This is a genomic window from Nocardioides sp. CCNWLW239, from assembly GCF_037137035.1.
In the GTDB taxonomy this organism is placed as follows: domain Bacteria; phylum Actinomycetota; class Actinomycetes; order Propionibacteriales; family Nocardioidaceae; genus Nocardioides.
Genome location: NZ_JBBBNW010000002.1, coordinates 518,835 through 544,168, shown reverse-complemented (window position 1 = coordinate 544,168; position 25,334 = coordinate 518,835). Strand labels below are relative to the sequence as shown.

Here is a 25,334-nt window from a genome sequence, read left to right as displayed (position 1 = left end):
GTAGGCCGGTGAGCGGGGGACTACGGGAGGGTGTCGATCAGCCACTCGACGTACCCGGTGATGTCGGTGACGACTCCAGGGACGGCCGCGCGGGACTCGGTGACGGTCTTGCCGATCAGCCGTGTGCTGCAGGAGTCGACGGCACGGTTGGTGTCCCAGCCCTCGGCGAGGTCGGGGAAGCGGGAGGACAGCTCGGCTGTGCAGATGGCGCGACGCTCCGAGCGTGAGGCCCAGCTGCCGTCGTCGGTGGGGGTGGGGCTCGGGGTCGGGGTGGCCGAAGGGCTCGAGGAAGGACGCGTGCCGGGCTCGGCGCCGCCCGAGGGCTTCGGGTTCGGCTTGGCGTCGCTCGGCCGGGTCTTCCCCGGCTTCTTCCCGTCCGCCTTCTTCGACGCCTTCGGGTCGCGCTTGCCCGGCTTGGGGTCGGCATGCGCGGGTGCGGCGGCGGCGAGCTCGATGTCGTCACCGCCGTACGGGCTGTCGGCGTAGCCCTTGGCGATCTTCAGCACGGTGGTGACGTACGCCTGACTCTGGTTGTAGCGACTGAGCGCGGCGTGCTTCCCGCGATCGGTGGACACGTCCTCGTCTCCCGAGCAGAGGTAGACCGCGGCGGCGAGAGAGGCGTCGTCGATGTCCTGCGGGTCGCGGATGCCGTCTCCGTCTCCGTCGACCGCGACCAGCGGCCAAGTGGAGGGTACGAACTGCATCGGCCCGACGGCCCGGTCGCCGCTGGTGATCTTGTCGACGGCGCCGGCGTCGGTGTCGGGAGCCGGATCGCCGGCGGGAGTCTTCAGCACGGGACCGTAGATGGCCGGGGTCGCCTTGCCGGAGTCGTCGAGCCGGCTGCTCTTCAGGCGTCCGTGATCGGACTCGACCATCCCGACGGCCGCGAGCAGCGTCCAGTCGAGGGCGCAGGCCCGGTCGGCGGTGGTGACGACGGCAGCGGCGCGCTGATAGGCGGCCAGCGCCGGCATCGGGATCCCGCTTCCCTGCGCCATCGCGACGGCGATCGTCCCGGTCCGGGCGCCCTTGCGAGCTCCCTGTGCGGGAGCGGGCTCGGTCACGCTCGCGGGCTGGTCGATCGCCGAGGTCGCCATGGGCTCGCCGCCGGGCAGCTTCACCGGTCCGGTGGGACTGAACCCGGCCCCGGTGACGGTGACCGTCCAGGCGGCCGAGAGGGCGGCCAGGGGCACGAGTGCGGCGAACATGGACAGACGACGTCGATTGAACAACACAGCTCCCTTTGTAAATCCCGGGGGGAGTATGTCAGGGCAGTGTGGCGCTCGTCATGAAGAGGGTCCCGATCAGTGAACCGACGGCTGCGAAGATTTCGCGGAACCGGCCTCGATCACGGACAATTGACCAGTTGCGAGAGCAACACCGCAGGTGGCAGAGGCCGAAACATACACATGGCTTCGTCATGACCACGAGTAAGGAAGAGACAAGACATGCCTCCGAAGAAGAAGATCGCAGCGCTCGTCAAGGTGCAGCTGCAGGCCGGCTCCGCGACCCCGGCCCCGCCGGTCGGTACCGCGCTCGGTCCGCACGGCGTCAACATCATGGAGTTCTGCAAGGCGTACAACGCCCAGACCGAGTCCATGCGCGGCAACGTCGTCCCCGTCGAGATCACCATCTACGAGGACCGCTCGTTCACCTTCATCACGAAGACCCCGCCGGCCGCTGAGCTGATCAAGAAGGCCGCCGGTCTGAAGAAGGGCTCGTCGGTCCCGCACAAGGACAAGGTCGGCAAGCTGACCAAGGACCAGGTGCGCGAGATCGCGACCACGAAGATGCCCGACCTCAACGCGGAGGACATCGACGCCGCGATGAAGATCGTCGAGGGCACCGCCCGCTCCATGGGCGTCACCACCGACTGATACGTGGGAGAGCCGCGCTGGCTCGCTAACCACATCTCCTCTTAACTACCGAAGGAATCACCATGCAGCGCAGCAAGACCTACCGCGCGGCGTCGGAGACGTTCGACAAGAACGAGCTGTACGCCCCGCTGGCCGCGATCAAGATCGCCAAGTCTTCCAGCAAGAAGAAGTTCGACGAGACCGTTGACGTCGTCATGCGTCTCGGCGTCGACCCCCGCAAGGCCGACCAGATGGTGCGCGGCACCGTCAGCCTGCCCCACGGCACCGGTAAGACGATGCGCGTCATCGTCTTCGCCGCTGCTCCGGACAAGGCCGAGGCCGCTCGCGAGGCCGGCGCGGACGTCGTCGGTGGCGACGAGCTCATCGAGAGGGTCTCCGGCGGCTGGCTCGACTTCGACGCCGTCGTCGCGACCCCGGACATGATGGGCAAGGTCGGTCGTCTCGGCCGCGTGCTCGGCCCCCGTGGCCTCATGCCGAACCCGAAGACCGGCACCGTCACCCCGGACCCGGCCAAGGCCGTGACCGACATCAAGGGCGGCAAGATCGACTTCCGGGTCGACCGCCACGCCAACCTTCACTTCATCATCGGCAAGGCCTCGTTCTCCGAGGCTCAGCTCGCTGAGAACTACGCCGCTGCTCTCGAGGAGGTGCTTCGTCTGAAGCCGTCCTCCTCCAAGGGCCGCTACCTGAAGAAGGTCACCGTCTCCACGACCATGGGCCCCGGTGTCCAGGTCGACCCCAACCGCATCAAGAACGTTGCGGGTGAGGACGAGGCCTGAGCCTTCGACCAAGCACCGAGCGCCGCTGCCCCGACCGGGCAGCGGCGCTCGGTGCATTTGTGCGCTGCGTACGTCTTCTTTCTGTTCCTCCGGCCATGACCGATGAGGGTCGCGGGCCCCTAGTGTCGGGAGGTCGACCAAAGGAGCAGTATCGGTGTTCAGACTTCGCGTTCTCGTCCCCGTCCTCGCCTCAGCGGCACTCACCCTGACCGGCCTCACCGCCGCCTCGGCGACCCCGTCCGACACGGTCGTCGTGACCGACAAGGGCGTGGTCCGAGGCGTCGCCCATGACGGTTATCGCACGTTCCACGGCATTCCGTACGCCGCGCCACCGGTCGGCGAGCGGCGCTGGCAGGCCCCGGCGCCGGCCGAGCGATGGGCCGGGGTGCGGGAGGCCACCGAGCCGGGCAGCCAGTGCGCCCAGCTCGCACCGGCGTACGGCGGAGGAACCACGTACGTCGAGGACTGCCTCTACCTCAACGTCTTCGCGCCGGAGCGGCCGGTGAAGCGGAAGCTGCCGGTCATGGTGTGGTTCCACGGCGGTGGGAACACCACCGGGTCGAGCTCGAACTACGACGCGAGCAAGCTGGCGGTCGAGGGTGACGTCGTGGTCGTGACGGTCAATTACCGTCTCGGTGCGATCGGCTGGCTCGCGCACGAGCAGCTGGACGGGGCGTACGAGTCCGGCAACTACGGCCTGCTCGATCAACAGGCCGCGCTGCGGTGGGTGCAGCGCAACGTCGGTGCGTTCGGCGGCAACCGGGGCAACGTGACGGTCTTCGGCGAGTCCGCCGGCTCGATCGACACCTGCGCCCAGATCGCCTCGCCGGCGGCGGCCGGGCTGTTCCACAAGGCGATCCCGCAGAGCGGGTCCTGCGCTGCACCGGCCCGGACCGACGCGGGGGCCGAGGCCGAGGGGCAGTGGCTCGCGACCGCCGTCGGCTGTGGTGATGCGGCTGACGTGGCGAAATGCCTGCGGGCCACTCCGGTCAAGGACCTGATCGAGGCGTTCGGTGCCGCCGGCCTCAACGCGGGACCGGTCGTCGGCGACCCGCGCGTGCTGCCGCGTACCTATCCCGCGGCGATCGCGTCGGGGAAGTTCAACCGCGTGCCGGTGATGCACGGCTCGACCCTGGACGAGATGCGTCTCTACGTCGGTCTCGAGTATCCGCGGCCGATCACCGTAGAGAAGTACGAGGAGATCGTACGCAGCACCTACGGCCCCGCCGCCGATGCCGTTCTCGCGCTCTACCCGGCCGCCGCCTACGACGAGCCGCGGCACGCACTGGCGGCGATCCGGACCGACTCCGCCGGTGCACTGTCCACCTGTGCCCATCAGGACGCGTTCGAGTTGCTCACCGATGCCGGGGTGAAGGTCTTCGCCTACCAGTTCGCCGATCGGGGCGCGCCGCCGCTGATCGACATGCCGGGCTATGAGGAGGGTGCGGAGCACGCCACCGAGCTGACCTTCCTGTTCCCGGGGCTCCTCGGCGACCTCGACGACGCGCAGCAGGAGCTGTCCGACACGATGGTCGGCTACTGGACCTCGTTCGCTCATCACGGTCGTCCGGTCGATCCCGGCGCGGCTCGCTGGCCGGTCTTCCGGGACTCGGGGGACGTGCTCCAGCTGGCTCCCCGCGACGGGGGCATCCGCCTCGTGGACACGGCCGCTTCCAGCAACTGTAAGTTCTGGGCCGCCGGTCTCAGTTGATACACGATCTCACCACGATGGCCCGCCACCGCACGGGGTAGCGGGCCATCGGTGACCAAAGACACGTAGAGTGCCCCGCATGAATCTGCGGAAGCTCGCTGCTGCCCTGACCGTTCCCGCCCTCGGCCTGGCGCTCGCCGCCTGCGGTGGTGGCGACGAGGGTGGCACCTCCCCGTCGGGTGCGAAGCTCGTCAAGGCCGACACCCTGACCATCTGCACGCACCTGCCCTACAAGCCGTTCGAGTTCAACGAGGGCGGCGAGGTCGTCGGCTTCGACATCGACGTGCTCAAGATCGCGGCCGACGCCGAGAAGCTCGAGACCGAGGTCGTCAACATCGGCTGGGAGACCATCGTCTCCGGTGAGGCGCTCAACTCCGGCAAGTGTGACGTCGCCGCGGGCGCGATGACGATCAACGAAGAGCGCGAGAAGGTCATGGACTTCACCGAGCCCTACTTCGAGGCGACCCAGGCGCTGATGGTCAAGAAGGGCGCCGGCTACGCCTCGCTCGACGACCTCGCCGGCAAGACCATCGCCGTCCAGGAGGCGACCACGGGTGCCGACTACGTCAAGGAGAACGCGCCCAAGGATGCCAAGATCATCACGCTCGAGGACTCCGCGCTGATGATGCAGGCGGTCAAGTCCGGCAAGGCCGACGCCGGCGTCAACGACAACGGGCTGCTCTACGACTTCGTCAAGGACAACACCGACACGGAGATCACCAGCGAGTTCCAGACCGGTGAGGCCTACGGCTTCACGGTCAAGAAGGGCAGCAACGACAAGCTGCTCGAGGTGCTCAACAAGGCCATCAACGACAAGGCCGCCTATGACGAGGTCTACAAGAAGTGGTTCGGGGAGGCTGCCGCGCAGTGAGTAGCGCGACAGCAGTCCCCGCGAAGCGGATGTCGCCGCGCAAGCGCGCGGCGCTCGTCCGCTACATCCAGTACGCCATCTTGGTGCTGGTGGTCGTCGTCCTTGCCCTGATCGCCGACTGGGGTGAGATCAGGCGTGCGTTCCTCGACCTGGACATCGCGTCTCAGCTGTTCCCCGATGTCATCCTGATCGCGTTGAAGAACACGATCTTCTACACCGCCTGCGGGTTCGCCTTCGGGCTGGCGCTGGGCCTCGTGCTCGCGTTGATGCGGCTCTCCAGCGTCGGTCCGTACCGGTGGATCTCGACCGGCATCATCGAGCTCTTCCGCGGGCTGCCGGCGCTGGTTGTCTTCCTGGTGCTCGGGCTCGGGCTCTCGCTGGCGTTTGGGGTCAGCCCTTCCAACCTCACCATCGTCACCCTGGCGCTCGGTCTGGTCGGCGGCGCCTACATGGCCGAGACGATCCGGGCCGGCATCCAGGCGGTGCCGAAGGGACAGTACGAAGCGGCCCGCACCCTGGGGATGACGCACACCCGCGCGATGGTCACCATCGTGATCCCGCAGGCGTTCCGGATCATCCTGCCGCCTCTGACCAACGAGCTGATCCTGCTCACGAAGGACTCCTCGCTGGTCTACATCCTGGGTCTGTCGCTGGACGAGTACGAGCTCACCGCCTTCGGTCGCGAGAACATGAACGCCAACGCCAACCTGACCCCGATGGTCACGATCGCGCTGTGCTACCTGCTGATCACGGTGCCGCTCTCGATCGTCGTACGCCGCATGGAAGCCAAGTCCGGGAAGGCCCGCTGATGACCCAGACCGAGACGACACCGGCTGCCGAACGCGGCGAGGCGGTGATCGACGTACAGAACCTGCACAAATACTTCGGCGACAACGAGGTGCTCAAGGGCATCGACTTCCACATCGCACGCGGCGAGGTCGTCTGTGTGATCGGGCCCTCGGGGTCCGGGAAGTCGACGCTGCTGCGCTGTGTGAACCTGCTCGAGGAGCCGACCAGCGGCACGATCCTGGTCGACGGCGACGAGATCACCGACCCGGACGCCGACGTGGATGCGCTGCGCGCTCGGATCGGGATGGTCTTCCAGCAGTTCAACCTCTTCCCGCACATGACCGTGCTGCGCAACCTGACGGTCGCGCAGGAGAAGGTGCTCAAGCGCGGCAAGGCCGAGTCGCTGGAGATCGCCCGGGCCAACCTGGAGAAGGTCGGGCTCTCCGACAAGGCCGATGCCTACCCGGCGCACCTGTCCGGAGGGCAGCAGCAGCGCGTCGCCATCGCGCGGGCGCTGTCGATGAACCCCGACATGATGCTCTTCGACGAGCCGACCTCCGCTCTCGACCCCGAGCTCGTCGGCGACGTGCTCGCTGTCATGAAGGACCTGGCCGCCGAGGGCATGACGATGATGGTCGTCACCCACGAGATGGGCTTCGCCCGCGAGGTCGCCGACAAGGTCGTCTTCATGGACGGCGGCGTCATCGTCGAGGAGGGCCTCCCCGCCGACGTCCTCGGCAACCCTCAGCACGAGCGCACCCAGGCCTTCCTCGCCCGCGTGCTCTGATCGTTCACCGAGGCGACCCGAGTCGCCTCGGTGAACAGACGGCCGCAACCGGTGCGGTGACGAGCGCAAGCGCCAGGCACAGACCGCCGCCTGCGAGCCAGACCATCGGCACCCCGTGCGACATCAAGCCGGTCGCGAGCAGAGGGCCGATCGTCTGGGCTATACCCCAGCAGGTCCCGTACGCCGCCAGGTAGCCCGCCCGGGAGGCATCGCTCGCCAGCCCGGCCACGAGCGCGATCGGTGGGCCCAGGAGCAGGACCTCGCCGAGTGCCACGATCGCGACGCCGACGGCGAGAAGCGGAAGCGGTGCTGCGTACGCGATCACGGCGAAGCCGGTGGCCATGATCAGCAGCCCGGTGCGGATGAGGGTGAACGGCCGGGCAGCGGCGCCGCGGAGCAGCCGTTGGCCGGCGATCGTGACGAGAGCGGCGACCACGAGGAGCCAGCCGGTCTCCGCTGCACCGTGTCCCCTGGCGGAGACCGTGAGCGGGAGCGCGATCGTGCTCAGGATCCACGCCGTGGCGAACCCGGTCCCGAGCGCGAGCATGGTCAGGAGTCGACGGTCGCGCCAGGGGTTCCGCCCGTGTCGCCGGGTGCCGGTGACGCGGGCACCGGTGTCACGTACGAGCGCGAGGACGAGCCCGGCAGCACACAGGCAGGTGATCGCGTCGGCGACGAAGAGGAGCCGGAGGTCGACGCCGCCCACCAGAGCGGCCAGTGCTCCGGCGGCCACGCCGGCGACGGCCATCGCGGCGCCGTAGAGCCCGTAGGCCTGCGGCCGGAGCTCGACGTCGACCGACTCCGCGATCAGAGCCTGGGACGCGGGCTCGTAGATCTCGTAGGCCAGGCCAAGCAGCGTCGCGCCGACAAGTGCGCCGGCGATCCCGGGCGAGGCGGCGATGACCAGCTGCGCTGCGGCGCAGGCGACGAGGCCCGTGACGATGGTCGGTCGGCGGCCAACGGTGTCGGCCATCCAGCCGCCGAGAAGCCGCGACGGGATGGTCGCGGCCCCGAACGCGGTGACCACCGCGCCGGCGGTGGTGAGGGATGCGCCGTGCACCTCGACGAGGGCGACCGCCATGAAGGCCATCGCGAACGAGCCGGTCCGGTTGACCGCTCTGGCGATGACCAGTGCGACGAGTGACCGCGGCCACCTCGTGCGCTCGTGACTGGTCAATGATTGAATGACGGTCATGAGCGAGACGCTAGATCCGTCGATGGTGACTGGTCAAATACATTTCGACAGTCACGTGCATACGGTGACGGAACAGGCCTGCAAACTCGTCAACGCGCTCACCCCAGGTCACGAGGGCACCCAGGCGATCGAGCCGCCGCCGCGTGGGCAGCGGGCCCAGGTGGTGCACGATCTGCTGGCTCGCCCCGACTACGACCCGCAGGTCGACGAGGCGTCGGCGGACGGCATGGTGGTGCTCGCCGAGTCGTTGCGGATCGTGTTCGAGGCAGCGGCCGGAGACGACCTCGACACCGCGGCCACCACAGTCAACGAGCTCCTGCGCGAGATGGGGTCGATGCCGCAGCTCGACCGGGCCCGCGGAGGAGGCTGGGCGCTGCACTTCCACGGTCGCGATCCGGGTCTCGTCGTCGGCTGGGGTGCCGGTATCGCGGCCGGGCTCGCCCTGGCGATCGGCTCGGATCTCGCCGGTCGGCTCGGCGTCTGCCAGGCGGAGCCCTGTGACCGGGTCTTCGTCGACACCTCCAAGAACGCCGGCCGCCGGTTCTGCTCCACCCGCTGCCAGAGCCGGGTGAAGGCCGCCGCGCACCGGGCCCGGCAGAAGTAGTTTCAGACGTTCGGGCCCTGCTGCCGGCAAGTAATGGGCTGGAACGTCTGCAACTACCTTCTAGGGTGGCGGCGTGACCGATCCGTCGTCGGGTTCCTCCCGCCGCCCGGCAAGACCTCGTTCATCACCGACCCGGCCGAGCTGGCTCGCTTGGGGGAGCGGCTTGCCGTGGTCGTGATGAGATACCGCTGAGGGCATCCTTCCGGGCCAGTAGGGTCTGCGACGTGCCGACGTCTGACGACTACTTCGTGATCCTTGGTGAGCTGCAGGACGAGTTCACGGCCGCGCTGAAGCAGGCCGACCCGGACCTGCCGGTGCCGTCCTGCGACGACTGGTCGGTCGGAGACCTGGCCGACCATCTGGCCGGCGTGCACCACTGGGCTGCGGCGATGGCGCGCGACGAGGACGAGGTGCCGCTGCCGGTCCCGCTCGACCTGGTCGCGACCTACGAGGCGCAGGCCGCCGAGCTGCGCGAGACGCTCTCGGACCTCGGGCCCGACGCGACCGGCCGGATCCTCAACGGGCTGACCGAGGACGGCCGCGGCCCGGCGTCGTTCTGGTTCCGGCGTCAGGTGCACGAGACGCTGATCCACCTGTGGGACATCCGGACGGCGCTCGGGCTCGAGGCGCCCGAGGCGACCCCGGAGCTCTGGGCCGACGCCGTCGACGAGGTGCTGACCGTGATGTACCCGCGGCAGATCGCGCTGAAGCGCACCCGGAAGGTCGTCACCCGCATCGAGCTCACCGCCACCGACGTCGACGGCACGTGGGCGATCGGTGCTCCGAACGCGGTCCAGAAGGCCTACGTCACCGGGTCGGCGCGTGACCTGGCGCTCCTGCTCTGGGGCCGGATCTCGCCCCGCTCCACCGACCTCACCGTCACCGGGGACGCCGACGCCCTCGCCGAGGCCCTGACGCGCGCGATCGTTCCGTAGTCCGGCTCAGCGTCCGGTGAGCCGCAACCGATCGGCTCGACCCGTCCAGTAACCGACCCAGACAGTCCCGGCCAGCGAGAAGAGCCCGAGCGCGACCGGCGCGGCGGCGATCGAGAAGACCGCGGCCAGACCGGAGACGAGGAGAGGTCCGCCGGTTCCGCCGATGTCGCCGCACAGTCGCCAGCCACCCAGGAACTGGGCCCGGCCGTCGGTCGGTGCGGCATCGGCGCCGAGGGTCATCACGATTCCTGAGCCGAGGCCGTTGCCGAGCGCGATCAGCGCCATCACGGCGCCGAGCGTGAGTGCGGAGTGGGTGAGCGGCAGCAGCAGGCAGCCGATGCCGACGGAGAGCACCACGGGGATCGCCACGAACTGTCGGCCGCGGTGGTCGAGCAGCCAGCCGCCGGGGAAGGTGAGGGCGATGTCGACGAGCGCGGCGCCGGCGAAGAGCAGGGACACGACCGATGCTTCGAGATGGATGTGGTCGGCCCACAGGGGGAGCAGACCGGTGCGCACGGACCGCGAGATGCCGATGATCACCACGGCCACCCCGAGCGTCGCGAAGGTCCGGCGGTAGGCCCACAGCACGCTGCGTACGCTCAGATGCCCGTGCTCGCGTGATCGGGTCCGGCCGAGCTCGGGCATCCAGCCGCCGATCACCGCCGAGCACAGCGACGACGCGGCCGCGAACAGGAAGACCACCGGAAGGCCGAAGGCGTGGATGAGCCCGGCGCCGAGCAGCGGTCCGACGAAGACCCCGAGCCGGAAGGATCCACCCAGCAGCGCCATCGCCCGCGCCCGGTGAGAAGGCGGGGTCGCATCGATGAGGAAGCCCTGTCGTGCGATCAGGAACGCCGTCCAGCTCATCCCGCTCACAAAGACGGCGACGGCGAACACGGCGAGCGAGCTGCTGAGGAACGCGACGGTCATCGCGACCGCATCGAGCGCACCGGCGCCCATCAACGTACGCCGCTCTCCGATTCTCGCCACCAGCGATCCCGCGGGCAGCGACGTGGCCAGCGACCCGATCCCGAGCAGTGCGACCACGAACGCGGCCATCGACGCATCCGCACCCAGGTCGGACGCGCGGAGCGCGAGCACCGGCATCACCGCACCGTGTCCCATGGAGCTGACGATCGACGGTGCGTACGCCACCACGGCGATGTCTCGGAACCGGAACTCCTGGGTCGTCTCCGTCGTCACACCTTTACTCTGCCGGATTCGTTACCAAGGCTCACTATTTGTACGCCGATCGAGACGTCGCGCGCGTCGGCCGAGACGTCACGCGCGCCGGCCGAGGCGTCACCCGGTGACGCCTCGGCCGACGGGGCCGACGCCTCGGCAGGGGGTGTCACCAGCGAGGGTGGACGGCCTCGCGGAAGTGAGTGTCGTAGATCCGACGTACGCCGTCGAGCAGTGCCTCGGAGAGGGGCGGGAGGGAGCCGGCGGCGGAGTTGGCGTGGGCCTGGGCCGGGTTGCGGGCGCCGGGGATGACCGTGGTGACGCCGGGCTGCTGGGCCACCCAGGCGAGAGCGACCTGCGCCGGCGTGGCACCTGCGGGGCCGTGCTCGGAGACCAGCGCGGCGAACTCCTGGGCGGCCTCGACGCCGGTGGCGAAGTCGACGCCGGAGAAGGTCTCGCCGACGTCGAAGGCCTCCCCGTGGCGGTTGTAGGTGCGGTGGTCGTCGGCGGCGAACGTCGTCGACGACGAGTAGCGGACCGACAGCAGCCCGGAGGCCAGCGGCACCCGCGCGATGATCCCGACGCCGGCCTCCGTGGCCGCGGGAAGCACGCGGTCGAGCGGCTTGAGCCGGAACGCGTTCAGGATGATCTGGACGGAGGCCACGTGAGGCCGCGCGATCGCCGCGAGGGCCTGGTCGCAGGTCTCCACACTGACCCCGTAGGCGGCGATCACGCCCTCGGAGACCAGGGTGTCCAGCGCGTCGTAGGTGGCCGAGGACTCGATCGTCTCCGACGGCGGGCAGTGCAGCTGCACCAGGTCGATCGTGTCGACCCCGAGGTTCGACCGGGACCGATCCAGCCACGACCGGAAGGCGCTCAGCGTGTAGTTCTCGGGCACCTGGTCCACCCGGCGCCCCATCTTCGTCGCGACGAAGATGCCGTCGTGCGACCGGAGGAACTTCCCGATCACCTGCTCGCTCCGACCGTCGCCGTAGACGTCGGCGGTGTCGAGGAACGTCACCCCGTCGCCCACAGCGGCCTCGAGCACCGCCAGGGCGTCCGTCTCGCTGACCTCGCCCCAGTCGGCGCCGAGCTGCCAGGTGCCGAGACCGATGACCGACGCCGAGCGTCCGATCCTGCCGAAGGTGTGGCTCTCCATGCCCGCAAACCTAGTGGAGTCCGTCGATTTGGCCCCACCCCGTGGCGTACGCATAATTGTTGCTCGAAACCAGAGACCGCCGGTTGTCAGGTGTGCATGCACCCGATCGAAGGTTCCGTAGGATGCGGACGGCCAGCGTAGGTAAGAGCAAGACGAGAACGTACGTCACGCCCTGAGCCTGCGCTCGGGGCGTTTGTCGTTCGTGGGCCCTCGCCGGTGGGATCGATTCCCGGAAGAAGGAGACCCATGGCGCGGGCTGACAAGCAGACTGCCGTTGCCGAGATCGCTGACGAGTTCAGCGCCTCGTCCGGCGTCGTGCTGACCGAGTACCGTGGTCTCACCGTCGGCGAGCTGAAGACTCTTCGTCGCTCGCTTGGTGAGAGCGCTAACTACGCCGTGGTCAAGAACACGCTGGCCAAGATCGCTGCCTCCCAGAGCGGCATCGAAGGCTTCGACGACCTGCTGACCGGCCCGACCGCGATCGCCTTCATCAAGGGTGACGTCGTCGAGGCGGCCAAGGGTCTGCGTGACTTTGCCAAGGCCAACCCCAACCTTGTCATCAAGGGCGGGTACCTCGACGGCAAGGCCATCGACGCTGCTGAGGTCGGCAAGCTTGCCGACCTCGAGTCGCGCGAGGTCCTGCTCGCCAAGCTTGCGGGCGCGTTCACCGCGTCGCTGTCGCAGGCTCTGTACGCCTTCAACGCTCTGCCCTCGAAGACCGCGCAGCTCGCTGCCGCTCTCGAGGCCAAGGCCGCGGAGGACCCCTCGATCCTCGCAGGTGGTGCCGCTGAGCCGGCTGCCGCCGAGGAGGCTCCGGCCGAGGCCTGATGGCCCCGGTCGTAACTAACCACCACCTGTAACCCGGTCCTGGCGCGTATCCACATCCATCACGCCCAGGGCCACCAAGAAAGGAATGCCATCATGGCGAAGCTCTCCACCGACGAGCTGCTCGACGCTTTCAAGGAGCTCACCCTCATCGAGCTCTCCGAGTTCGTTAAGGCCTTCGAGGACACCTTCGGTGTCACCGCTGCCGCTCCGGTTGCCGTTGCCGCTGCTGCCGGCGCCCCGGGCGCCCCGGCCGGCGAGGCCGCTGCCGAGAAGGACGAGTTCGACGTCATCCTCGAGTCCGCTGGCGACAAGAAGATCAACGTCATCAAGGAGGTGCGCGGCCTCACCTCCCTCGGTCTGAAGGAGGCCAAGGAGCTGGTCGAGGGTGCGCCCAAGGCCGTCCTCGAGGGCGCCAACAAGGAGACCGCTGACAAGGCGAAGGAGGCCCTCGAGGCCGCCGGCGCCACGGTCACCGTCAAGTGATCTGAGGGCTTCGGCCCTTGAGCCCGGGTTCGGCGGTTTCCGCCGGGCCCGGGCTTGCTACATCGCGGACACAGTTCCGCCACAGTTCGGTCAAGCTGCAGCGCAGATCTCGGCCGTTCCGTCCACGGGCGGCTACTCCGGAGTAGCCGCCCGTGTCCTGTTTGGTTATCGTGGCCGCACTTCTGGCGCGAAGGTCGGGATCCGACCACCGACGCGTTGGCTGGGATACGTGTCTCGGGTAGTGATCACCGTCATCGTTCGCGCCCGCTATGGTTTACAAAAGTGTGACGCGTGTCGCGGAAAGTGCGTAACCCCTGTCACACTCTGCCGTTAGTCGGGCAGTAGGGGGACTTGAGGGAGAACCCCCCGCGAACAGGAAGGGAGCCGGCCCGGATGGGTGTAGACGTAAAGATCGAAGGGCTGACCAAGAGCTTTGGTAAGCAGCTCATCTGGAAAGACGTCACGTTGACGCTGCCTGCGGGCGAGATCAGCGTGATGCTGGGTCCGTCCGGCACGGGTAAGTCGGTGCTCCTCAAGACCCTGATCGGGCTGATCAAGCCTGACGCGGGCTCGGTGGTCATCGAGGGCGTCGACATCGCCAGCTGTTCCGAGAAGGACCTCTACGAGGTCCGCAAGCTGTTCGGTGTCCTGTTCCAGGACGGCGCCATGTTCGGCTCGATGGACCTCTTCGACAACGTCGCGTTCCCGCTTCGTGAGCACACGAAGAAGAGCGAGTCCGAGATTCGCAACATCGTCATGGAGAAGATGGACCTGGTCGGTCTGATCGGTGCCGAGAACAAGCTCCCCGGCGAGATCTCCGGCGGTATGCGCAAGCGTGCCGGTCTGGCCCGTGCGCTCGTCCTCGACCCGGAGATCCTGCTCATCGACGAGCCCGACTCCGGTCTGGACCCGGTGCGCACCGCGTTCATCAACCAGCTCTTCATCGACCTGAACGCGCAGATCGACGCGACCTTCCTGATCGTGACCCACGACATCAACTCGACGCGTACGGTGCCGGACAACATCGGGCTGCTCTACCACAAGCACCTGGCGATGTACGGTCCCCGCGAGATGCTGCTCAGCTCCGAGGAGCCGGTGGTCCGGCAGTTCCTCAACGCCCAGACGATCGGCCCGATCGGTATGTCGGAGGAGAAGGACGCCGACGAGCTGGCCGCGGAGAAGGACATGGGCCTGCCGCCGCTGCCGCCGATCCCGATGCAGCTCGAACCGTCCAACGGCATTCCTCGCAGATACCAGCGCCCGCCGGGCGCCTGGTGCCGGGAGAACGGTGTCACCCCGCCGCCGGGATCGTTCCGGCCGGACGCGGCGATGGCTCCCGGCGGCGTGAAAGCAGCACCAACTGAGGCTCCTCACTGATGTCTTCCCTGACCGCCGCCAGGGTCCTGAAACCGATCGGGACCGCTGGCTCGCTCTTCGCGTTCGGACTGGACGTAGGGCGCGCCGTGTTCCGGCGCCCCTTCCAGTTCCGTGAGTTCATCCAGCAAGCGTGGTTCATCGCGTCGGTGACGATCATCCCGACGGCGCTCGTCGCCATCCCCTTCGGCGCGGTCATCGCGCTGCAGGTCGGTGGCCTCGTGGCCCAGTTCGGTGCGCAGTCGTTCGTCGGGTCGGCCGCGGTCCTCGCGGTCGTCCAGCAGGCTGCCCCGATCGCGACCGCGCTGCTGGTCGCGGGTGCTGGTGGCTCGGCGATCGCCGCCGACCTCGGTGCTCGCAAGATCCGCGAAGAGCTCGACGCGATGATGGTTCTGGGCATCGACCCGATCCAGCGTCTGGTGGTCCCGCGTGTCCTGGCCGCGATGATGATCGCGGTCTTCCTCAACGGCTTGGTCTCGATCGTCGGCGTCATGGGCGGCTACGTCTTCAACGTCATCATCCAGGGCGGCACCCCGGGTGCCTACCTGGCCAGCTTCACCGCGCTCGCGCAGATGGCCGACCTGTGGCAGGGCCTCGCGAAGGCGCTCGTGTTCGGTCTGATCGCCGCGATCGTGGCCTCCTACATGGGCATGAACGCCGGTGGTGGCCCCAAGGGCGTCGGCGACGCCGTGAACCAGTCGGTCGTCATCACGTTCCTGCTGCTGTTCATCGTCAACTTCGTGATGTCGGCGATCTTCCTGCAGATCATCCCGAGCAAGACCGGTTAGGAGGACGAGACCCATGGCGAACATCAAGGCGATCTACCAGAAGCCGGCCAAGAGCCTCGACCACCTCGGTGACGAGCTCGGCTTCTACCTGCGTGCGGTGTCGTGGTTCCCACGTACGCTGCGGCGCTACAAGAAGGAGATCCTCCGGATCCTGGCCGAGGTCACCCTCGGCTCCGGCGCGCTGGCCGTCATCGGCGGCACCGTCGGCGTGATCCTGGCGATGACCTTCTTCACCGGAGCCCAGGTCGGCCTCTCGGGCTACACCGCCCTCGACCAGCTCGGCACGAGCGCGTTCTCCGGCTTCGTGTCGGCCTACTTCAACACCCGTGAGATCGCGCCGCTGGTCGCCGGCATCGCGCTCGCGGCGACGGTGGGCTGCGGATTCACCGCTCAGCTCGGGGCGATGCGGATCTCGGAGGAGGTCGACGCGCTCGAGGTGATGGCGATCCCGTCGCTGCCCTTCCTGGTCACCACCCGGATGATCGGTGGGCTGATCGCGATCGTGCCGCTCTACGTGGTCGGTCTGCTCTCCTCCTACGTCGCCACCCGGTTCACGGTGATCCTCTTCTACGGCCAGAGCGCCGGCACCTACGACCACTACTTCAACACCTTCCTGCCACCGGTCGACGTGCTGTGGTCCTTCGGCAAGGTGCTGATCTTCGCGGTCGTGGTGATCCTGATCCACTGCTACCACGGCTACAACGCCTCCGGTGGTCCCGCCGGCGTCGGCGTCGCGGTCGGCAAGGCGGTGCGTACGAGCATCGTGGCCGTGTCCGTGCTCGACCTGATGCTCTCGATGGCGATCTGGGGCAGCACGACGACGGTGAGGTTGGCCGGATGACTCAGACACTCGACCGTGACAGCATCGAGCACCACGTTCCCGCGCCTCACAAGAGGAGCGCCGTGGCCTTCGCCTGGGCTCGGCAGAAGGGCAAGATCCTCGGCATCGTCTTCATCGCCCTGGTCCTCGCCGCTCTCACCCTGACCTGGGCGCAGTTCACCAACAAGTTCGGCGACTTCGAGGAGATCACCCTCAAGGCCGACCGCATCGGTCTCCAGCTTCCCGACCGCGCCGACGTCAAGGTCCGTGGCCTGATCGTCGGGGAGGTCCTCGATATGAAGCCGACCGACGACGGCGCCGAGCTGACCCTGGGGCTGTTCCCCGAGGAGATCAGCAAGGTCCACCCCGACGTGACCGGAGCGATCCTGCCCAAGACCCTCTTCGGGCAGAAGTACGTCGCGCTGGTCCCGCCCGACACCGAGTTCACCGAGCCGATCCAGCCGGGCGCCGTCATCGAGAAGACGAAGATGGCCACCGAGGTCCAGGCCGTGCTGCGTGACCTCTACCCGCTGCTGCGTACGATCCAGCCCGCCGATCTCAACAACACGCTGAACGCGCTCGCCACCGCGCTCGAGGGCCGTGGCGACAAGCTCGGGGAGTCGCTCGACACCCTCGACTCCTACCTGAAGCGGCTGAACCCCGAGATCCCGGCACTGATCGAGGATCTCGAGCTCGCCACCGAGGTGTCGGGCACCTACCGGGCGGTGCTGCCCGAGATCGGCCAGATCCTCCGCAACACGATCGTCACCGCGACGACGCTCGAGGACCGCGAGGCGCAGCTCAACAAGATGCTGACCGACGTGACCGCGTTCTCCAACACCGCCGACGGGTTCCTCGACGACAACGGCGACACGCTCATCCAGCTGGGTGAGGTCGGTCGGCCGGTCACCCAGGCGCTGGCCCGCTACGCCCCGATGTTCCCGTGCCTGATCGGAGGCATGGACATCCTGACCGATGAGTTCACCGAGGTGTTCCGCAACTACACCGTCCACATCACGCTGGAGACGCTGCCGCACCAGTCGCGGCCCTACTCGACCAAGGACAAGCCGCGTTACGGCGAGGACAGCGGCCCCCAGTGCGGCGAGCTCCCGAACGCGTCGTGGAACCAGAAGAAGCCGTTCGCCCCGTTCCCCAACAAGGACGACGGCGTCGACGAGCCCACCGGAAAGGGCGTCATGCGCTCCGCCACCGGGATGAACGAATACTCGGCCCTGTCCTACGCCGGCACGTCGGCCGAGGCCGATGTCATCAACGAGCTGTTCGCTCCGGGCATGGGCATGAGCGCCGACGAGGTCCCTGACCTCGGTGCACTGATGCTCGGTCCGGCCGCACGTGGAGCGGAGGTGAGCTACGAATGAGCGCCGTCAAGCTCTTCGACGCCAAGACCTTCCAGGACTTCTGGAAGCTGGTCGTGTTCGTGGTCGTCACGACGCTGGCCACCGCCCTGCTCGCGATCACGATCGGCAACGTCACCTTCGGTCAGACCGATGAATACAAGGCCGTCTTCACCGACGTCACCGGGGTGAACAAGGGCGACGACGTACGCATCGCCGGGGTCAAGGTCGGCTCCGTCAAGGAGATCGAGATCTCCGACGACGCGCACAGCGCGGTGGTGACCTTCTCGGTCGACAGCGCCCAGCAGATCGCGACCACGACCGAGGCGACGATCAAATACCGCAACCTGATCGGCCAGCGCTACCTCGCGCTGACCAACCAGCTGGTCGGCGACGCGTCGGCGATGCAGGAGGGGCAGACCATCCCGGTCGGGCAGACCCACCCGGCGCTCGACCTGACGGTGCTGTTCAACGGGTTCAAGCCGCTCTTCCAGGCGCTGTCGCCCAACGACGTCAACACGCTGTCCTACGAGATCGTCCAGGTCTTCCAGGGCGAGGGCGGCACGCTGGAGAGCCTGCTCTCCCACACGGCGTCGCTGACCTCGACGCTGGCCGAGAAGGACCAGATCATCAACGCCCTGATCGACAACCTCACCGAGGTGCTCGAGCACGTCGGTGACCGCGAGAAGGAGCTCTCCCGGCTGATCGTGACGTTCCGCGACTTCGTCGGCGGCCTCAACAACGACCGCGAGGCGATCCTCGGATCGCTCGACCAGATCTCGGCGCTCTCCGTGGAGACGGCCGACCTGGTGCACGAGGCGAAGGACCCGCTCCTGGAGGACCTGCGCGAGGCCCGGAGGTTCTCCGACGAGGTCGCCAAGGACAAGAAGCAGCTCGACAACGCCCTGCAGCTCCAGCCGATCAAGCTGGACAAGATCGGTGCGACGGCGAGCTACGGCGGCTGGTTCAACTTCTACCTCTGCGGCCTGCGGGGCACGATCCGGGACGCTCAGGGCAACGACCAGTTCATCGACGTCTACAAGCCCGGTCAAGCGAGGTGCAACCTCGGATGATTCCCTTCCGCGAACGTAACCCGGTCAAGATCGGCGCCGTCTCGATCGCCGTCCTCGCCCTGCTGATGGCGATGGCGTTCAAGGCCGACAGCCTGCCGCTCATCGGTGGTGGCACCACCTACTACGCCAACTTCTCCGAGGCCGGCGGCCTGAAGACCGGCGACGAGGTCCGCGTGGCCGGTGTCCGGGTCGGCAAGGTCGACTCGATCGAGCTCGACGGCAACCAGGTCAAGGTCGGCTTCAAGATCCGGGAGAAGGTCAAGTTCGGCCCGAGCTCCGCAGCCGGCGTACGCGTGAAGACGCTGCTCGGCGACATGTTCCTCGACCTGCAGCCGGCGGGAGAGGGCCAGATGAAGGCGGGCGCCACCATCCCGGTGGACCGCACCGACTCGCCCTACGACGTGGTCGAGGCCTTCGAGGGCCTGGCCGACACCTCGGCCAACATCGACAAGGACCAGCTCGCCGCGGCGCTCACCACGCTCGCCGACCTGACCCGGTCGACGCCGGAGGAGTTCCAGGCCGCGCTCACCGGCGTCTCGGACCTCTCCCGCAACCTGGCCGCCAAGGACGAGCGCATCGAGTCGCTCCTCACCCAGCTCGACCGGGTGACCAAGGTGCTCGACGAGCGCGACGGCGACCTGATCACGCTGATGAACGACGCCAACCAGCTCTTCGCGGCGCTGGTGCAGCGGCGCGAGGCCGTCCACAACCTGCTCATCTCCACCCAGCAACTCTCGAAGGAGCTCTCGCAGCTGGTCGATGACAGTCGCGCCGACCTCAAGCCCGCGCTGGAGAGCCTCGACGTGATCCTCGACGTGTTCACGAAGAACGAGGAGAACCTGGAGAAGTCGCTGGAGCTGATGGCGCCGTTCTACAAGGTCTTCAACAACACCCTGGGCAACGGTCCCTGGTGGGACACCTACATCCAGAACATGCCTCCCGTCCCGGCTCTCACCGGGAGGACCCCATGAGCGAGCGCAAGCCAGTGAACATGAACAAGTTCATCGTCCCGATCATCATCGGTGCCCTCGTCCTCGGCGTCGGAGCGTGGGCGCTGGTGCGCGACACCGGCGAGAAGACGCTGGTGGCGCACTTCCCGCGCACGGTCTCGCTCTACGAGGGCAGCGACCTGCGTGTGCTCGGTGTCGCCGTCGGCAAGGTGACCGACGTGGAGCCGAACGGCACCGACGTCAAGGTCACCATGGAATACGAGAGCGACGTCAACCTGCCTGCCGATGCGAAGGCGGTCGTCATCTCGCCCTCGATCGTCGGTGATCGCTACGTCCAGGCCACGCCTGCCTACGACGGCGGGAAGAAGCTCGCCGACGGCGCAGTGCTGAGCACGGACAAGACCTCGGTCCCCGTCGAGCTCGACCAGATCTACTCCAGCGTCGACGACCTGGTGGTCGCGCTCGGCCCCGACGGCGCCAACAAGAACGGCGCCCTCACCGACCTGCTGCAGCAGACCGCGAAGAACCTCGGCGGCCAGGGCGAGAAGATCAACTCGACCATCGGCGATCTCGGCAAGCTGACCAAGACGCTCGACAACCGCGACGAGCAGTTCTTCGACTCGGCCGAACAGCTCGAGGGCTTCATCGGCACGCTCGCCGAGAACGACAAGACCGTACGCGACTTCGCCCAGGCCCTCGCGGAGGTCTCCTCGATGCTGGAGGGCGAGCGCGAAGAGCTCGCCGCGTCGATGAAGAACCTCTCGGTGGCGCTGACCAAGGTGACCCAGTTCGTCAGGGACAACAAGTCGATCCTGCGTGAGGACATCCAGGGCCTCAACCGGATCGCCAAGGTGCTCGTGCGGCAGCGCAAGGCGCTCGACGAGAGCCTCCGGACCGCCCCGCTGGCCCTCAACAACCTCGGCCTGGCCTACAACCCGGAGACCGGCACGCTCGACACCAACGCCAACATCACGATGATCCTCGACGAGATCATCGAGAATCCGGCGGCGTTCCTGTGCAGCCTCGTGGACCAGGCGACCAACGGCAGCAGCGCCGAGACCTGCTCCCAGATCCGGCAGCTGCCGGGGCTGAACCGCTCCGCGGCGATCGGCCTGGGCACGGGTTCGTCCTACGGCGTCCCCTACGACATGTCGCTCGGCGGCCTGGTGGAGGTGAAATGATGACCACGATGAAGCGCGCCTTCCAGACGCTCGTCGGTGTGATCGTCGGCGCCTTGGTGCTGACCGGTTGTGGCACCTTCTCCGTCTACGACCTCCCGCTCCCGGGTGGCGTGGACGCAGGCGACGACGCGATCTCGGTCACCGCCCAGTTCCAGGACGTCCTCGACCTGGTGCCGCAGTCGACCGTCAAGCTCGAGGACATCGACGTCGGCAAGATCGACAAGGTCTGGCTCGACGACGGCGTCGCGACCGTCGAGATGCTGCTGAAGAAGGACGTCGACCTGCCCACCAACGTGCGGGCGTCGATCCAGCAGACCTCGTTGCTCGGCGAGAAGTTCGTCTCGCTGGAGCGCCCTGCCGAGCCCGAGACGACCAAGCTCGCCGACGGTGGGACCATCCCGCTGTCGCAGACCGGGCGCAACCCGGAGATCGAAGAGGTCTTCAGTGCGCTCAGCCTGCTGCTCAACGGTGGCGGCGTAGCCCAGCTGAAGACCATCTCGACGGAGCTCAACAAGGCGCTCGCCGGGCGTGAGGACGCGGCTCGCTCCGTCCTTGACCAGATCGAGCAGCTGGCCCGCGATCTCGACAACAACAAGGAGAAGATCGTCGCGGCCATCGAGGCGCTCGACGCGCTGGCGAAGGCCACGAACGCCCAGATGGGCTCGATCGACGCTGCCCTCGACGAGCTGCCCTCGGCGATCGCGAGCATCGACCAGCAGCGTGCCGACCTGGTCAAGATGCTCAAGGCGCTCGAGCGGCTCGGAGACACCGGCGTACGCGTCATCAGGGCGTCCAAGGACAACACCATCGGCATCATCAAGGACCTCGAGCCGGTGCTGTCGAACCTGGCCGACTCCGGCGACAAGTTCGTCCGGGCGATGAACACGATCCTCACCTACCCGTTCGTCGACGCGGCCGTCGGCGGTTCGCCCCAGACCGCTCGCAACCTGCATCAGGGTGACTTCGTCAACCTCGACGTCACCCTCGACCTCAACCTCGACACGCTGCTCCAGAACGCGCCGCGCGTGGGCAGCACCGTCTGCTGGGGTCTCGACGAGATCAACCGCAAGATCAAGACGTTCCCCGACGAGAAGACCGCCCTCGACTGGCTCAACGACCTCACGAACGTCTGCAAGACGGGCGGGCTGGCCAGTGCCATCGACACCTGCCAGGAAGCGCTGACCGGGCAGTCGAACGCGCCCCAGGAGTGCGTGACCGGCCTGCTGCGCTCGATCGGGAAGACCCTCGAGGGTGTTCTCGGGCTCGGGTCGACCACGCCGGGCGGCGGTGGCAGCACCACCGACGACGGTTCCGGGTGCGTCCTGATCCTGTTCTGTCGCGCAGGCGCGACCCCCGGGACGCATGCCGTGACGTACGACGAGCTGAGCAAGGAGCTCGACCCAGGTCTGACCTCGCTGATGATCCCGGCGCTGAGCACCTCGAGCAACACTCACCAGGAGGGCGTCTCATGATCACCCGCCGGACGAAGATGCAGCTGATGGTCTTCCTGCTGATCACCCTTGTCGGGGTCAGCTTCGTCGGAGCGCGCTACGCCCGCCTGGGGTCGCTGTTCGTCAAGGACCACTACGTCGTGATGGCCCACTTCGCCCAGTCCGGAGGCATCTACGAGGATGCCGAGGTCGACTACCGCGGCGTCAAGATCGGCCAGGTCGGTGAGCTGGTGCTCAACCGCAGCGGTGTCGACGTGACGCTGAAGATCGACAACGACTGGAAGGACAAGATCCCGGCGGACAGCCTCGCCGTGGTCGGCAACCGCTCCGCCGTCGGTGAGCAGTACGTCGAGCTGCAGCCGCAGTCGAAGGGTGGCCCCTACCTGGAGGACGGGTCGGAGATCGCCCGCGCCGCCACGACCACGCCGCTGCCGACCGAGAAGCTCCTGGAGGACGTCGCCACGACCGTGAACTCGGTCGATCAGAAGGCGCTCACGACCACCGTGGACGAGCTCGGCAAGAGCTTCGCCGGCACCGGTCAGGACCTGCAGACCATCATCGACACCGGCACCGCCTTCGTGGAGACGGCTGACCAGAACTTCGGGCTCACGACGCAGCTGATCCGGGACAGCAACACCGTCCTTCAGGGACAGCTCGACAGCAGCTCGGCCATCAAGTCGTTCGCGACCGACCTGGAGCTGTTCACCGGCACGCTGGCCGGCTCCAACAAGGACCTGATCAGGCTGATCCAGAGCGGATCGGCCAGCTCCGTCGAGCTGAGGCAGTTCCTGGAGCAGAACGAGGTGGAGATCGGTGAGCTCCTCAACGAGGTGCTGGTGACCGGCAAGGTCGTCCGCAAGAACCTGCCGGGCGTCAAGCACCTGCTCTCGATCTTCCCTGTCGTGGTCGAAGGCAGCTTCGCCGTCGTCGACGTCGGTCACCCCGGTCTGGCCCAGGCTCACTTCGGCCTGGCGCTGACCAGCCAGACGCCGTGCAAGCAGGGCTACGAGAGCACCAAGAAGCGCAGCCCGCTGGATCTGCAGAGCCGTCCGTTCAACACGGAGGTCTCCTGCACCGAGGACCCGAGCAAGTCGAACGCCCGTGGTTCCAGCCAGTTGCCGCGCGCCGCTGCCGGTGGGACCGGCGCGATCGCGAGCTTCGACCCCGAGACGGGCAAACTCACCTGGGACGAGGCCGAGGACTCCTCGGTGTCGACCGCGGCCCCGTCCTCCTACGGTGACGACGCCTGGAAGTGGCTCTACCTCCAGCCGATGGAGACCGAGTAGCCGACCGACCACCACGCAGCCACCGGGTCGGGGTCTCGGAGTGCTGCCGCATCGACCGATCCGCCGGCGGCGTACGGTGTTGATGCTTGGAATCGGCTTCTCGCCGAGCCAGTGACCACAACGTCTGCAGGAAAGTGATCCTTTGAGCACCACGACCGATCCCGGCCCCGCCGCGGAGACCGGCGCAGCCTCCGACGGGGGCAGCGACCAGCGGGCGAGCCTGCTCCGCTGGGGCGTCCTCGCGCTGCTGGTCGCCGTCATCGTTGCTGCCGTCGGCTACGTCGGGTGGCAGCTGACCCGCGGTGCCGACGAGTCCGTCGTGAGCCAGCGTGAGCAGGTGATGGCGGCAGCCGACAAGTTCGTCGGACGGGTCAACACCTATGGCCCCGAGGACGTCGGCAGCGACAAGAAGACGATGCCGGACTACCGCAAGGAGGTCGGTGAGCTGCTGACCCCGAAGTTCGAGAAGAGCTTCTTGGGCAACGTCGCCTTCGCCGAGGCCACCGTGGTCCAGCAGGGTGTCGGCCGCTCCAGCGATGTCCACAGCACGGCGGTCGCGGGCCTCGACGAGGACAGTGCGACGGTGCTGGTCGTGGCCGAGCTGACGATCAGCTACCCGAAGGCCGAGGGCTCCGAGGAGCGCGTCGAGGCGGCGCGCCAGCTCGCCAGGACGGAGGTGGAGCTCGTGAAGCATAACGGGGAGTGGCTGGTCGACGACTGGTACCCCGCCGAGGAGGCTCCTACCTCCGAGCCCAGCGAAGGAGTGACCCCATGACGTCGCCGACTTGGTACGACCTGCTCGACGTCGAGCCCGATGCCTCCACCGACGACATCCGGGCGGCGTGGAAGTCCGCGATCGCCGATCTGGACCCGACCGACCGCCGGTTCCGCACGCTCAACGAGGCCGCTGCAGTCCTCCTGGACGCTGACAAGCGGGCTGCGTACGACGCGGAGCTCGCCGCGCTCGAGGAGCCTGCGACCGAGGACGAGGCCGAAGCGGACGAGGGCGGCGACCGTGAGGCCGCCGGGGCGACCGCTGCCGTCGAGGACGAGGCCGCCGAGGACGCGCCGGACGCCGACGAGGATCCGGCTGCCGAGACGGAGGAACCGAAGGGCCGTACGCTTCCGGTGCTCCCGACCTGGGGGCTGGCCGCTGCAGGCGCGCTCGCGCTGGCCGCCGTGGTTGCTGCCGGTGTGGTCTTCTTCGGGCAGGACAAGGTGGAGACCGTCTCCAACAACAACGTCACGACCAGCACGGTCGAGGGGGCGGTCGGCAAGCAGATCACCCGTAACCACAAGCTTCTCGTCGAGGAGCAGGGCGCGGAAGCGCTGGAGGCGGCCAAGAAGGCCGTGGTCCCGCTGCTCTCCTACGACTACAGCACGATGGACGAGTCGAAGAGCAAGGCTCACGACGTGATGACGAAGGACTACCGCGAGGACTACGACCGTCTGTTCGCCGTGCTCGTCGACAACGTCCCGGAGACGAAGACGGTGGTGAAGACGCTCCCGCCGGTCGATGCCGGCGTCATCCGGGTCTCCGAGGACACCGTGCAGATCCTGGTGCTGGTCGACCGTCAGGTCACCAACGCGCAGCGGACGACCCCGATCGGCTACCAGGAGTACGCGATGCTCACGATGGCGAAGGTCGGCGACGAGTGGCTGGTGGACAAGGTCGAGACGCGGCCCAGCCAGGACTGACGCGGGACCACAGCGGAGCCAGGACCCGGCCCCCGGGCCTTTGCCCTACCTGTCAAGTGACTGGAATATCTTTTCCGGGGGACGGACCGATTGGCGCGGATGCTTGACCCGGAGCGCCGAAGGGGCGCATGATCATCCGCGATGCTCGACAAGGCACTGCT

Annotated in this window: 25 protein-coding genes; 21 read left to right on the top strand and 4 right to left on the bottom strand. The window is 67.7% G+C overall.

Annotated elements, in window-relative coordinates; all coding sequences use genetic code 11:
• Positions 1-20: 20 nt before the first annotated feature.
• On the bottom strand, positions 21-1,205 hold the full coding sequence (locus WBG06_RS08530; protein WP_336736162.1) for a lytic transglycosylase domain-containing protein: 1,185 nt from the start codon (positions 1,203-1,205) through the stop codon (positions 21-23).
• A 240-nt stretch (positions 1,206-1,445) separates the two neighbouring features.
• On the opposite strand from WBG06_RS08530, the gene rplK reads away from it, so the two are divergent.
• The 6 genes from rplK (at position 1,446) to WBG06_RS08500 (ending at position 6,811) form a co-directional block, all read left to right on the top strand.
• Positions 1,446-1,874, top strand: coding sequence for a 50S ribosomal protein L11 (rplK, locus tag WBG06_RS08525; protein WP_008362894.1), 429 nt, complete (start codon positions 1,446-1,448; stop codon positions 1,872-1,874).
• Positions 1,875-1,936: 62 nt separating this feature from the next.
• Positions 1,937-2,653, top strand: coding sequence for a 50S ribosomal protein L1 (rplA, locus tag WBG06_RS08520; RefSeq protein ID WP_336736161.1), 717 nt, complete (start codon positions 1,937-1,939; stop codon positions 2,651-2,653).
• Positions 2,654-2,807: 154 nt separating this feature from the next.
• Positions 2,808-4,364, top strand: coding sequence for a carboxylesterase/lipase family protein (locus WBG06_RS08515; RefSeq protein WP_336736160.1), 1,557 nt, complete (start codon positions 2,808-2,810; stop codon positions 4,362-4,364).
• Positions 4,365-4,443: 79 nt separating this feature from the next.
• Complete coding sequence (locus WBG06_RS08510; protein ID WP_336736159.1) at positions 4,444-5,235, top strand: transporter substrate-binding domain-containing protein; 792 nt, start codon at positions 4,444-4,446, stop codon at positions 5,233-5,235.
• Positions 5,232-6,044 (top strand): amino acid ABC transporter permease, encoded by an 813-nt coding sequence (locus WBG06_RS08505; RefSeq protein WP_336736158.1) that lies wholly within the window; start codon positions 5,232-5,234, stop codon positions 6,042-6,044. Before WBG06_RS08510 ends, WBG06_RS08505 begins: the two co-directional genes overlap by 4 nt.
• Positions 6,044-6,811, top strand: a complete 768-nt coding sequence (locus tag WBG06_RS08500) for an amino acid ABC transporter ATP-binding protein (protein WP_336736157.1) — start codon at positions 6,044-6,046, stop codon at positions 6,809-6,811. The genes WBG06_RS08505 and WBG06_RS08500 overlap by 1 nt, the downstream gene beginning before the upstream one ends.
• 4 nt (positions 6,812-6,815) lie before the next feature.
• On the opposite strand, the gene WBG06_RS08495 is transcribed toward WBG06_RS08500, so the two are convergent.
• Positions 6,816-8,006, bottom strand: a complete 1,191-nt coding sequence (locus WBG06_RS08495; protein ID WP_336736156.1) for an MFS transporter — start codon at positions 8,004-8,006, stop codon at positions 6,816-6,818.
• A 64-nt stretch (positions 8,007-8,070) separates the two neighbouring features.
• Between WBG06_RS08495 and WBG06_RS08490 the strand changes: the two genes are divergently transcribed.
• Both WBG06_RS08490 and WBG06_RS08485 read left to right on the top strand, forming a co-directional pair.
• Positions 8,071-8,610: a CGNR zinc finger domain-containing protein gene (locus WBG06_RS08490; protein WP_336736155.1), complete on the top strand. Its 540-nt coding sequence runs from the start codon at positions 8,071-8,073 to the stop codon at positions 8,608-8,610.
• A gap of 224 nt (positions 8,611-8,834) precedes the next feature.
• Positions 8,835-9,545 carry a maleylpyruvate isomerase family mycothiol-dependent enzyme gene (locus tag WBG06_RS08485; protein WP_336736154.1) on the top strand — a complete coding sequence of 237 codons (711 nt, stop codon included), beginning with the start codon at positions 8,835-8,837 and terminating at the stop codon, positions 9,543-9,545.
• Positions 9,546-9,551: 6 nt separating this feature from the next.
• Here the strand turns inward: WBG06_RS08485 and WBG06_RS08480 are convergent, their stop codons facing one another.
• Both WBG06_RS08480 and WBG06_RS08475 read right to left on the bottom strand, forming a co-directional pair.
• Complete coding sequence (locus WBG06_RS08480; protein ID WP_336736153.1) at positions 9,552-10,748, bottom strand: MFS transporter; 1,197 nt, start codon at positions 10,746-10,748, stop codon at positions 9,552-9,554.
• A gap of 148 nt (positions 10,749-10,896) precedes the next feature.
• Positions 10,897-11,886 (bottom strand): aldo/keto reductase, encoded by a 990-nt coding sequence (locus WBG06_RS08475; RefSeq protein WP_336736152.1) that lies wholly within the window; start codon positions 11,884-11,886, stop codon positions 10,897-10,899.
• 246 nt (positions 11,887-12,132) lie between these two features.
• On the opposite strand from WBG06_RS08475, the gene rplJ reads away from it, so the two are divergent.
• The 13 genes from rplJ (at position 12,133) to WBG06_RS08410 (ending at position 25,173) form a co-directional block, all read left to right on the top strand.
• On the top strand, positions 12,133-12,714 hold the full coding sequence (gene rplJ / locus WBG06_RS08470) for a 50S ribosomal protein L10 (protein ID WP_336736151.1): 582 nt from the start codon (positions 12,133-12,135) through the stop codon (positions 12,712-12,714).
• Between the two features lie 93 nt (positions 12,715-12,807).
• The gene (rplL, locus tag WBG06_RS08465; RefSeq protein ID WP_045547017.1) at positions 12,808-13,197 is read left to right on the top strand and encodes a 50S ribosomal protein L7/L12; all 390 of its coding nucleotides are present in this window, start codon (positions 12,808-12,810) and stop codon (positions 13,195-13,197) included.
• A gap of 393 nt (positions 13,198-13,590) precedes the next feature.
• Complete coding sequence (locus WBG06_RS08460) at positions 13,591-14,574, top strand: ABC transporter ATP-binding protein (protein ID WP_336736150.1); 984 nt, start codon at positions 13,591-13,593, stop codon at positions 14,572-14,574.
• Entirely contained in the window at positions 14,574-15,359 is a 786-nt protein-coding gene (locus WBG06_RS08455) for an MlaE family ABC transporter permease (RefSeq protein ID WP_336736149.1), read from the top strand. Before WBG06_RS08460 ends, WBG06_RS08455 begins: the two co-directional genes overlap by 1 nt.
• Before the next feature lie 13 nt (positions 15,360-15,372).
• Positions 15,373-16,200, top strand: a complete 828-nt coding sequence (locus WBG06_RS08450; protein ID WP_336736148.1) for an MlaE family ABC transporter permease — start codon at positions 15,373-15,375, stop codon at positions 16,198-16,200.
• Entirely contained in the window at positions 16,197-17,558 is a 1,362-nt protein-coding gene (locus WBG06_RS08445) for an MCE family protein (protein ID WP_336736147.1), read from the top strand. Before WBG06_RS08450 ends, WBG06_RS08445 begins: the two co-directional genes overlap by 4 nt.
• Positions 17,555-18,607: an MlaD family protein gene (locus WBG06_RS08440; protein ID WP_336736146.1), complete on the top strand. Its 1,053-nt coding sequence runs from the start codon at positions 17,555-17,557 to the stop codon at positions 18,605-18,607. The genes WBG06_RS08445 and WBG06_RS08440 overlap by 4 nt, the downstream gene beginning before the upstream one ends.
• On the top strand, positions 18,604-19,578 hold the full coding sequence (locus WBG06_RS08435) for an MCE family protein (protein ID WP_336736145.1): 975 nt from the start codon (positions 18,604-18,606) through the stop codon (positions 19,576-19,578). The genes WBG06_RS08440 and WBG06_RS08435 overlap by 4 nt, the downstream gene beginning before the upstream one ends.
• On the top strand, positions 19,575-20,738 hold the full coding sequence (locus tag WBG06_RS08430; RefSeq protein WP_336736144.1) for an MCE family protein: 1,164 nt from the start codon (positions 19,575-19,577) through the stop codon (positions 20,736-20,738). Before WBG06_RS08435 ends, WBG06_RS08430 begins: the two co-directional genes overlap by 4 nt.
• A complete protein-coding gene (locus tag WBG06_RS08425; protein ID WP_336736143.1) occupies positions 20,738-22,210 on the top strand; it encodes an MCE family protein in 1,473 nt (490 codons plus the stop codon). Before WBG06_RS08430 ends, WBG06_RS08425 begins: the two co-directional genes overlap by 1 nt.
• The gene (locus tag WBG06_RS08420; protein WP_336736142.1) at positions 22,207-23,475 is read left to right on the top strand and encodes an MlaD family protein; all 1,269 of its coding nucleotides are present in this window, start codon (positions 22,207-22,209) and stop codon (positions 23,473-23,475) included. The genes WBG06_RS08425 and WBG06_RS08420 overlap by 4 nt, the downstream gene beginning before the upstream one ends.
• A gap of 142 nt (positions 23,476-23,617) precedes the next feature.
• Positions 23,618-24,250 (top strand): hypothetical protein, encoded by a 633-nt coding sequence (locus tag WBG06_RS08415; protein WP_336736141.1) that lies wholly within the window; start codon positions 23,618-23,620, stop codon positions 24,248-24,250.
• Positions 24,247-25,173, top strand: a complete 927-nt coding sequence (locus tag WBG06_RS08410) for a DnaJ domain-containing protein (RefSeq protein ID WP_336736140.1) — start codon at positions 24,247-24,249, stop codon at positions 25,171-25,173. Before WBG06_RS08415 ends, WBG06_RS08410 begins: the two co-directional genes overlap by 4 nt.
• Positions 25,174-25,334 lie beyond the last annotated feature (161 nt).

What these genes read in the sequence shown, in the direction of transcription:
- WBG06_RS08420 (WP_336736142.1), top strand. Translation starts at nt 22,207, where the DNA reads ATGATCACCCGCCGGACGAAGATGCAGCTGATGGTCTTCCTGCTGATC.
- rplA (WP_336736161.1), top strand. Translation starts at nt 1,937, where the DNA reads ATGCAGCGCAGCAAGACCTACCGCGCGGCGTCGGAGACGTTCGACAAG.
- WBG06_RS08430 (WP_336736144.1), top strand. Translation starts at nt 19,575, where the DNA reads ATGAGCGAGCGCAAGCCAGTGAACATGAACAAGTTCATCGTCCCGATC.
- WBG06_RS08445 (WP_336736147.1), top strand. Translation starts at nt 16,197, where the DNA reads ATGACTCAGACACTCGACCGTGACAGCATCGAGCACCACGTTCCCGCG.
- WBG06_RS08440 (WP_336736146.1), top strand. Translation starts at nt 17,555, where the DNA reads ATGAGCGCCGTCAAGCTCTTCGACGCCAAGACCTTCCAGGACTTCTGG.
- WBG06_RS08495 (WP_336736156.1), bottom strand. Translation starts at nt 8,006, where the DNA reads ATGACCGTCATTCAATCATTGACCAGTCACGAGCGCACGAGGTGGCCG.
- WBG06_RS08410 (WP_336736140.1), top strand. Translation starts at nt 24,247, where the DNA reads ATGACGTCGCCGACTTGGTACGACCTGCTCGACGTCGAGCCCGATGCC.
- rplK (WP_008362894.1), top strand. Translation starts at nt 1,446, where the DNA reads ATGCCTCCGAAGAAGAAGATCGCAGCGCTCGTCAAGGTGCAGCTGCAG.
- WBG06_RS08425 (WP_336736143.1), top strand. Translation starts at nt 20,738, where the DNA reads ATGACCACGATGAAGCGCGCCTTCCAGACGCTCGTCGGTGTGATCGTC.
- WBG06_RS08435 (WP_336736145.1), top strand. Translation starts at nt 18,604, where the DNA reads ATGATTCCCTTCCGCGAACGTAACCCGGTCAAGATCGGCGCCGTCTCG.
- rplL (WP_045547017.1), top strand. Translation starts at nt 12,808, where the DNA reads ATGGCGAAGCTCTCCACCGACGAGCTGCTCGACGCTTTCAAGGAGCTC.
- WBG06_RS08530 (WP_336736162.1), bottom strand. Translation starts at nt 1,205, where the DNA reads ATGTTCGCCGCACTCGTGCCCCTGGCCGCCCTCTCGGCCGCCTGGACG.
- WBG06_RS08450 (WP_336736148.1), top strand. Translation starts at nt 15,373, where the DNA reads ATGGCGAACATCAAGGCGATCTACCAGAAGCCGGCCAAGAGCCTCGAC.
- WBG06_RS08460 (WP_336736150.1), top strand. Translation starts at nt 13,591, where the DNA reads ATGGGTGTAGACGTAAAGATCGAAGGGCTGACCAAGAGCTTTGGTAAG.
- WBG06_RS08455 (WP_336736149.1), top strand. Translation starts at nt 14,574, where the DNA reads ATGTCTTCCCTGACCGCCGCCAGGGTCCTGAAACCGATCGGGACCGCT.
- rplJ (WP_336736151.1), top strand. Translation starts at nt 12,133, where the DNA reads ATGGCGCGGGCTGACAAGCAGACTGCCGTTGCCGAGATCGCTGACGAG.
- WBG06_RS08475 (WP_336736152.1), bottom strand. Translation starts at nt 11,886, where the DNA reads ATGGAGAGCCACACCTTCGGCAGGATCGGACGCTCGGCGTCGGTCATC.
- WBG06_RS08500 (WP_336736157.1), top strand. Translation starts at nt 6,044, where the DNA reads ATGACCCAGACCGAGACGACACCGGCTGCCGAACGCGGCGAGGCGGTG.
- WBG06_RS08510 (WP_336736159.1), top strand. Translation starts at nt 4,444, where the DNA reads ATGAATCTGCGGAAGCTCGCTGCTGCCCTGACCGTTCCCGCCCTCGGC.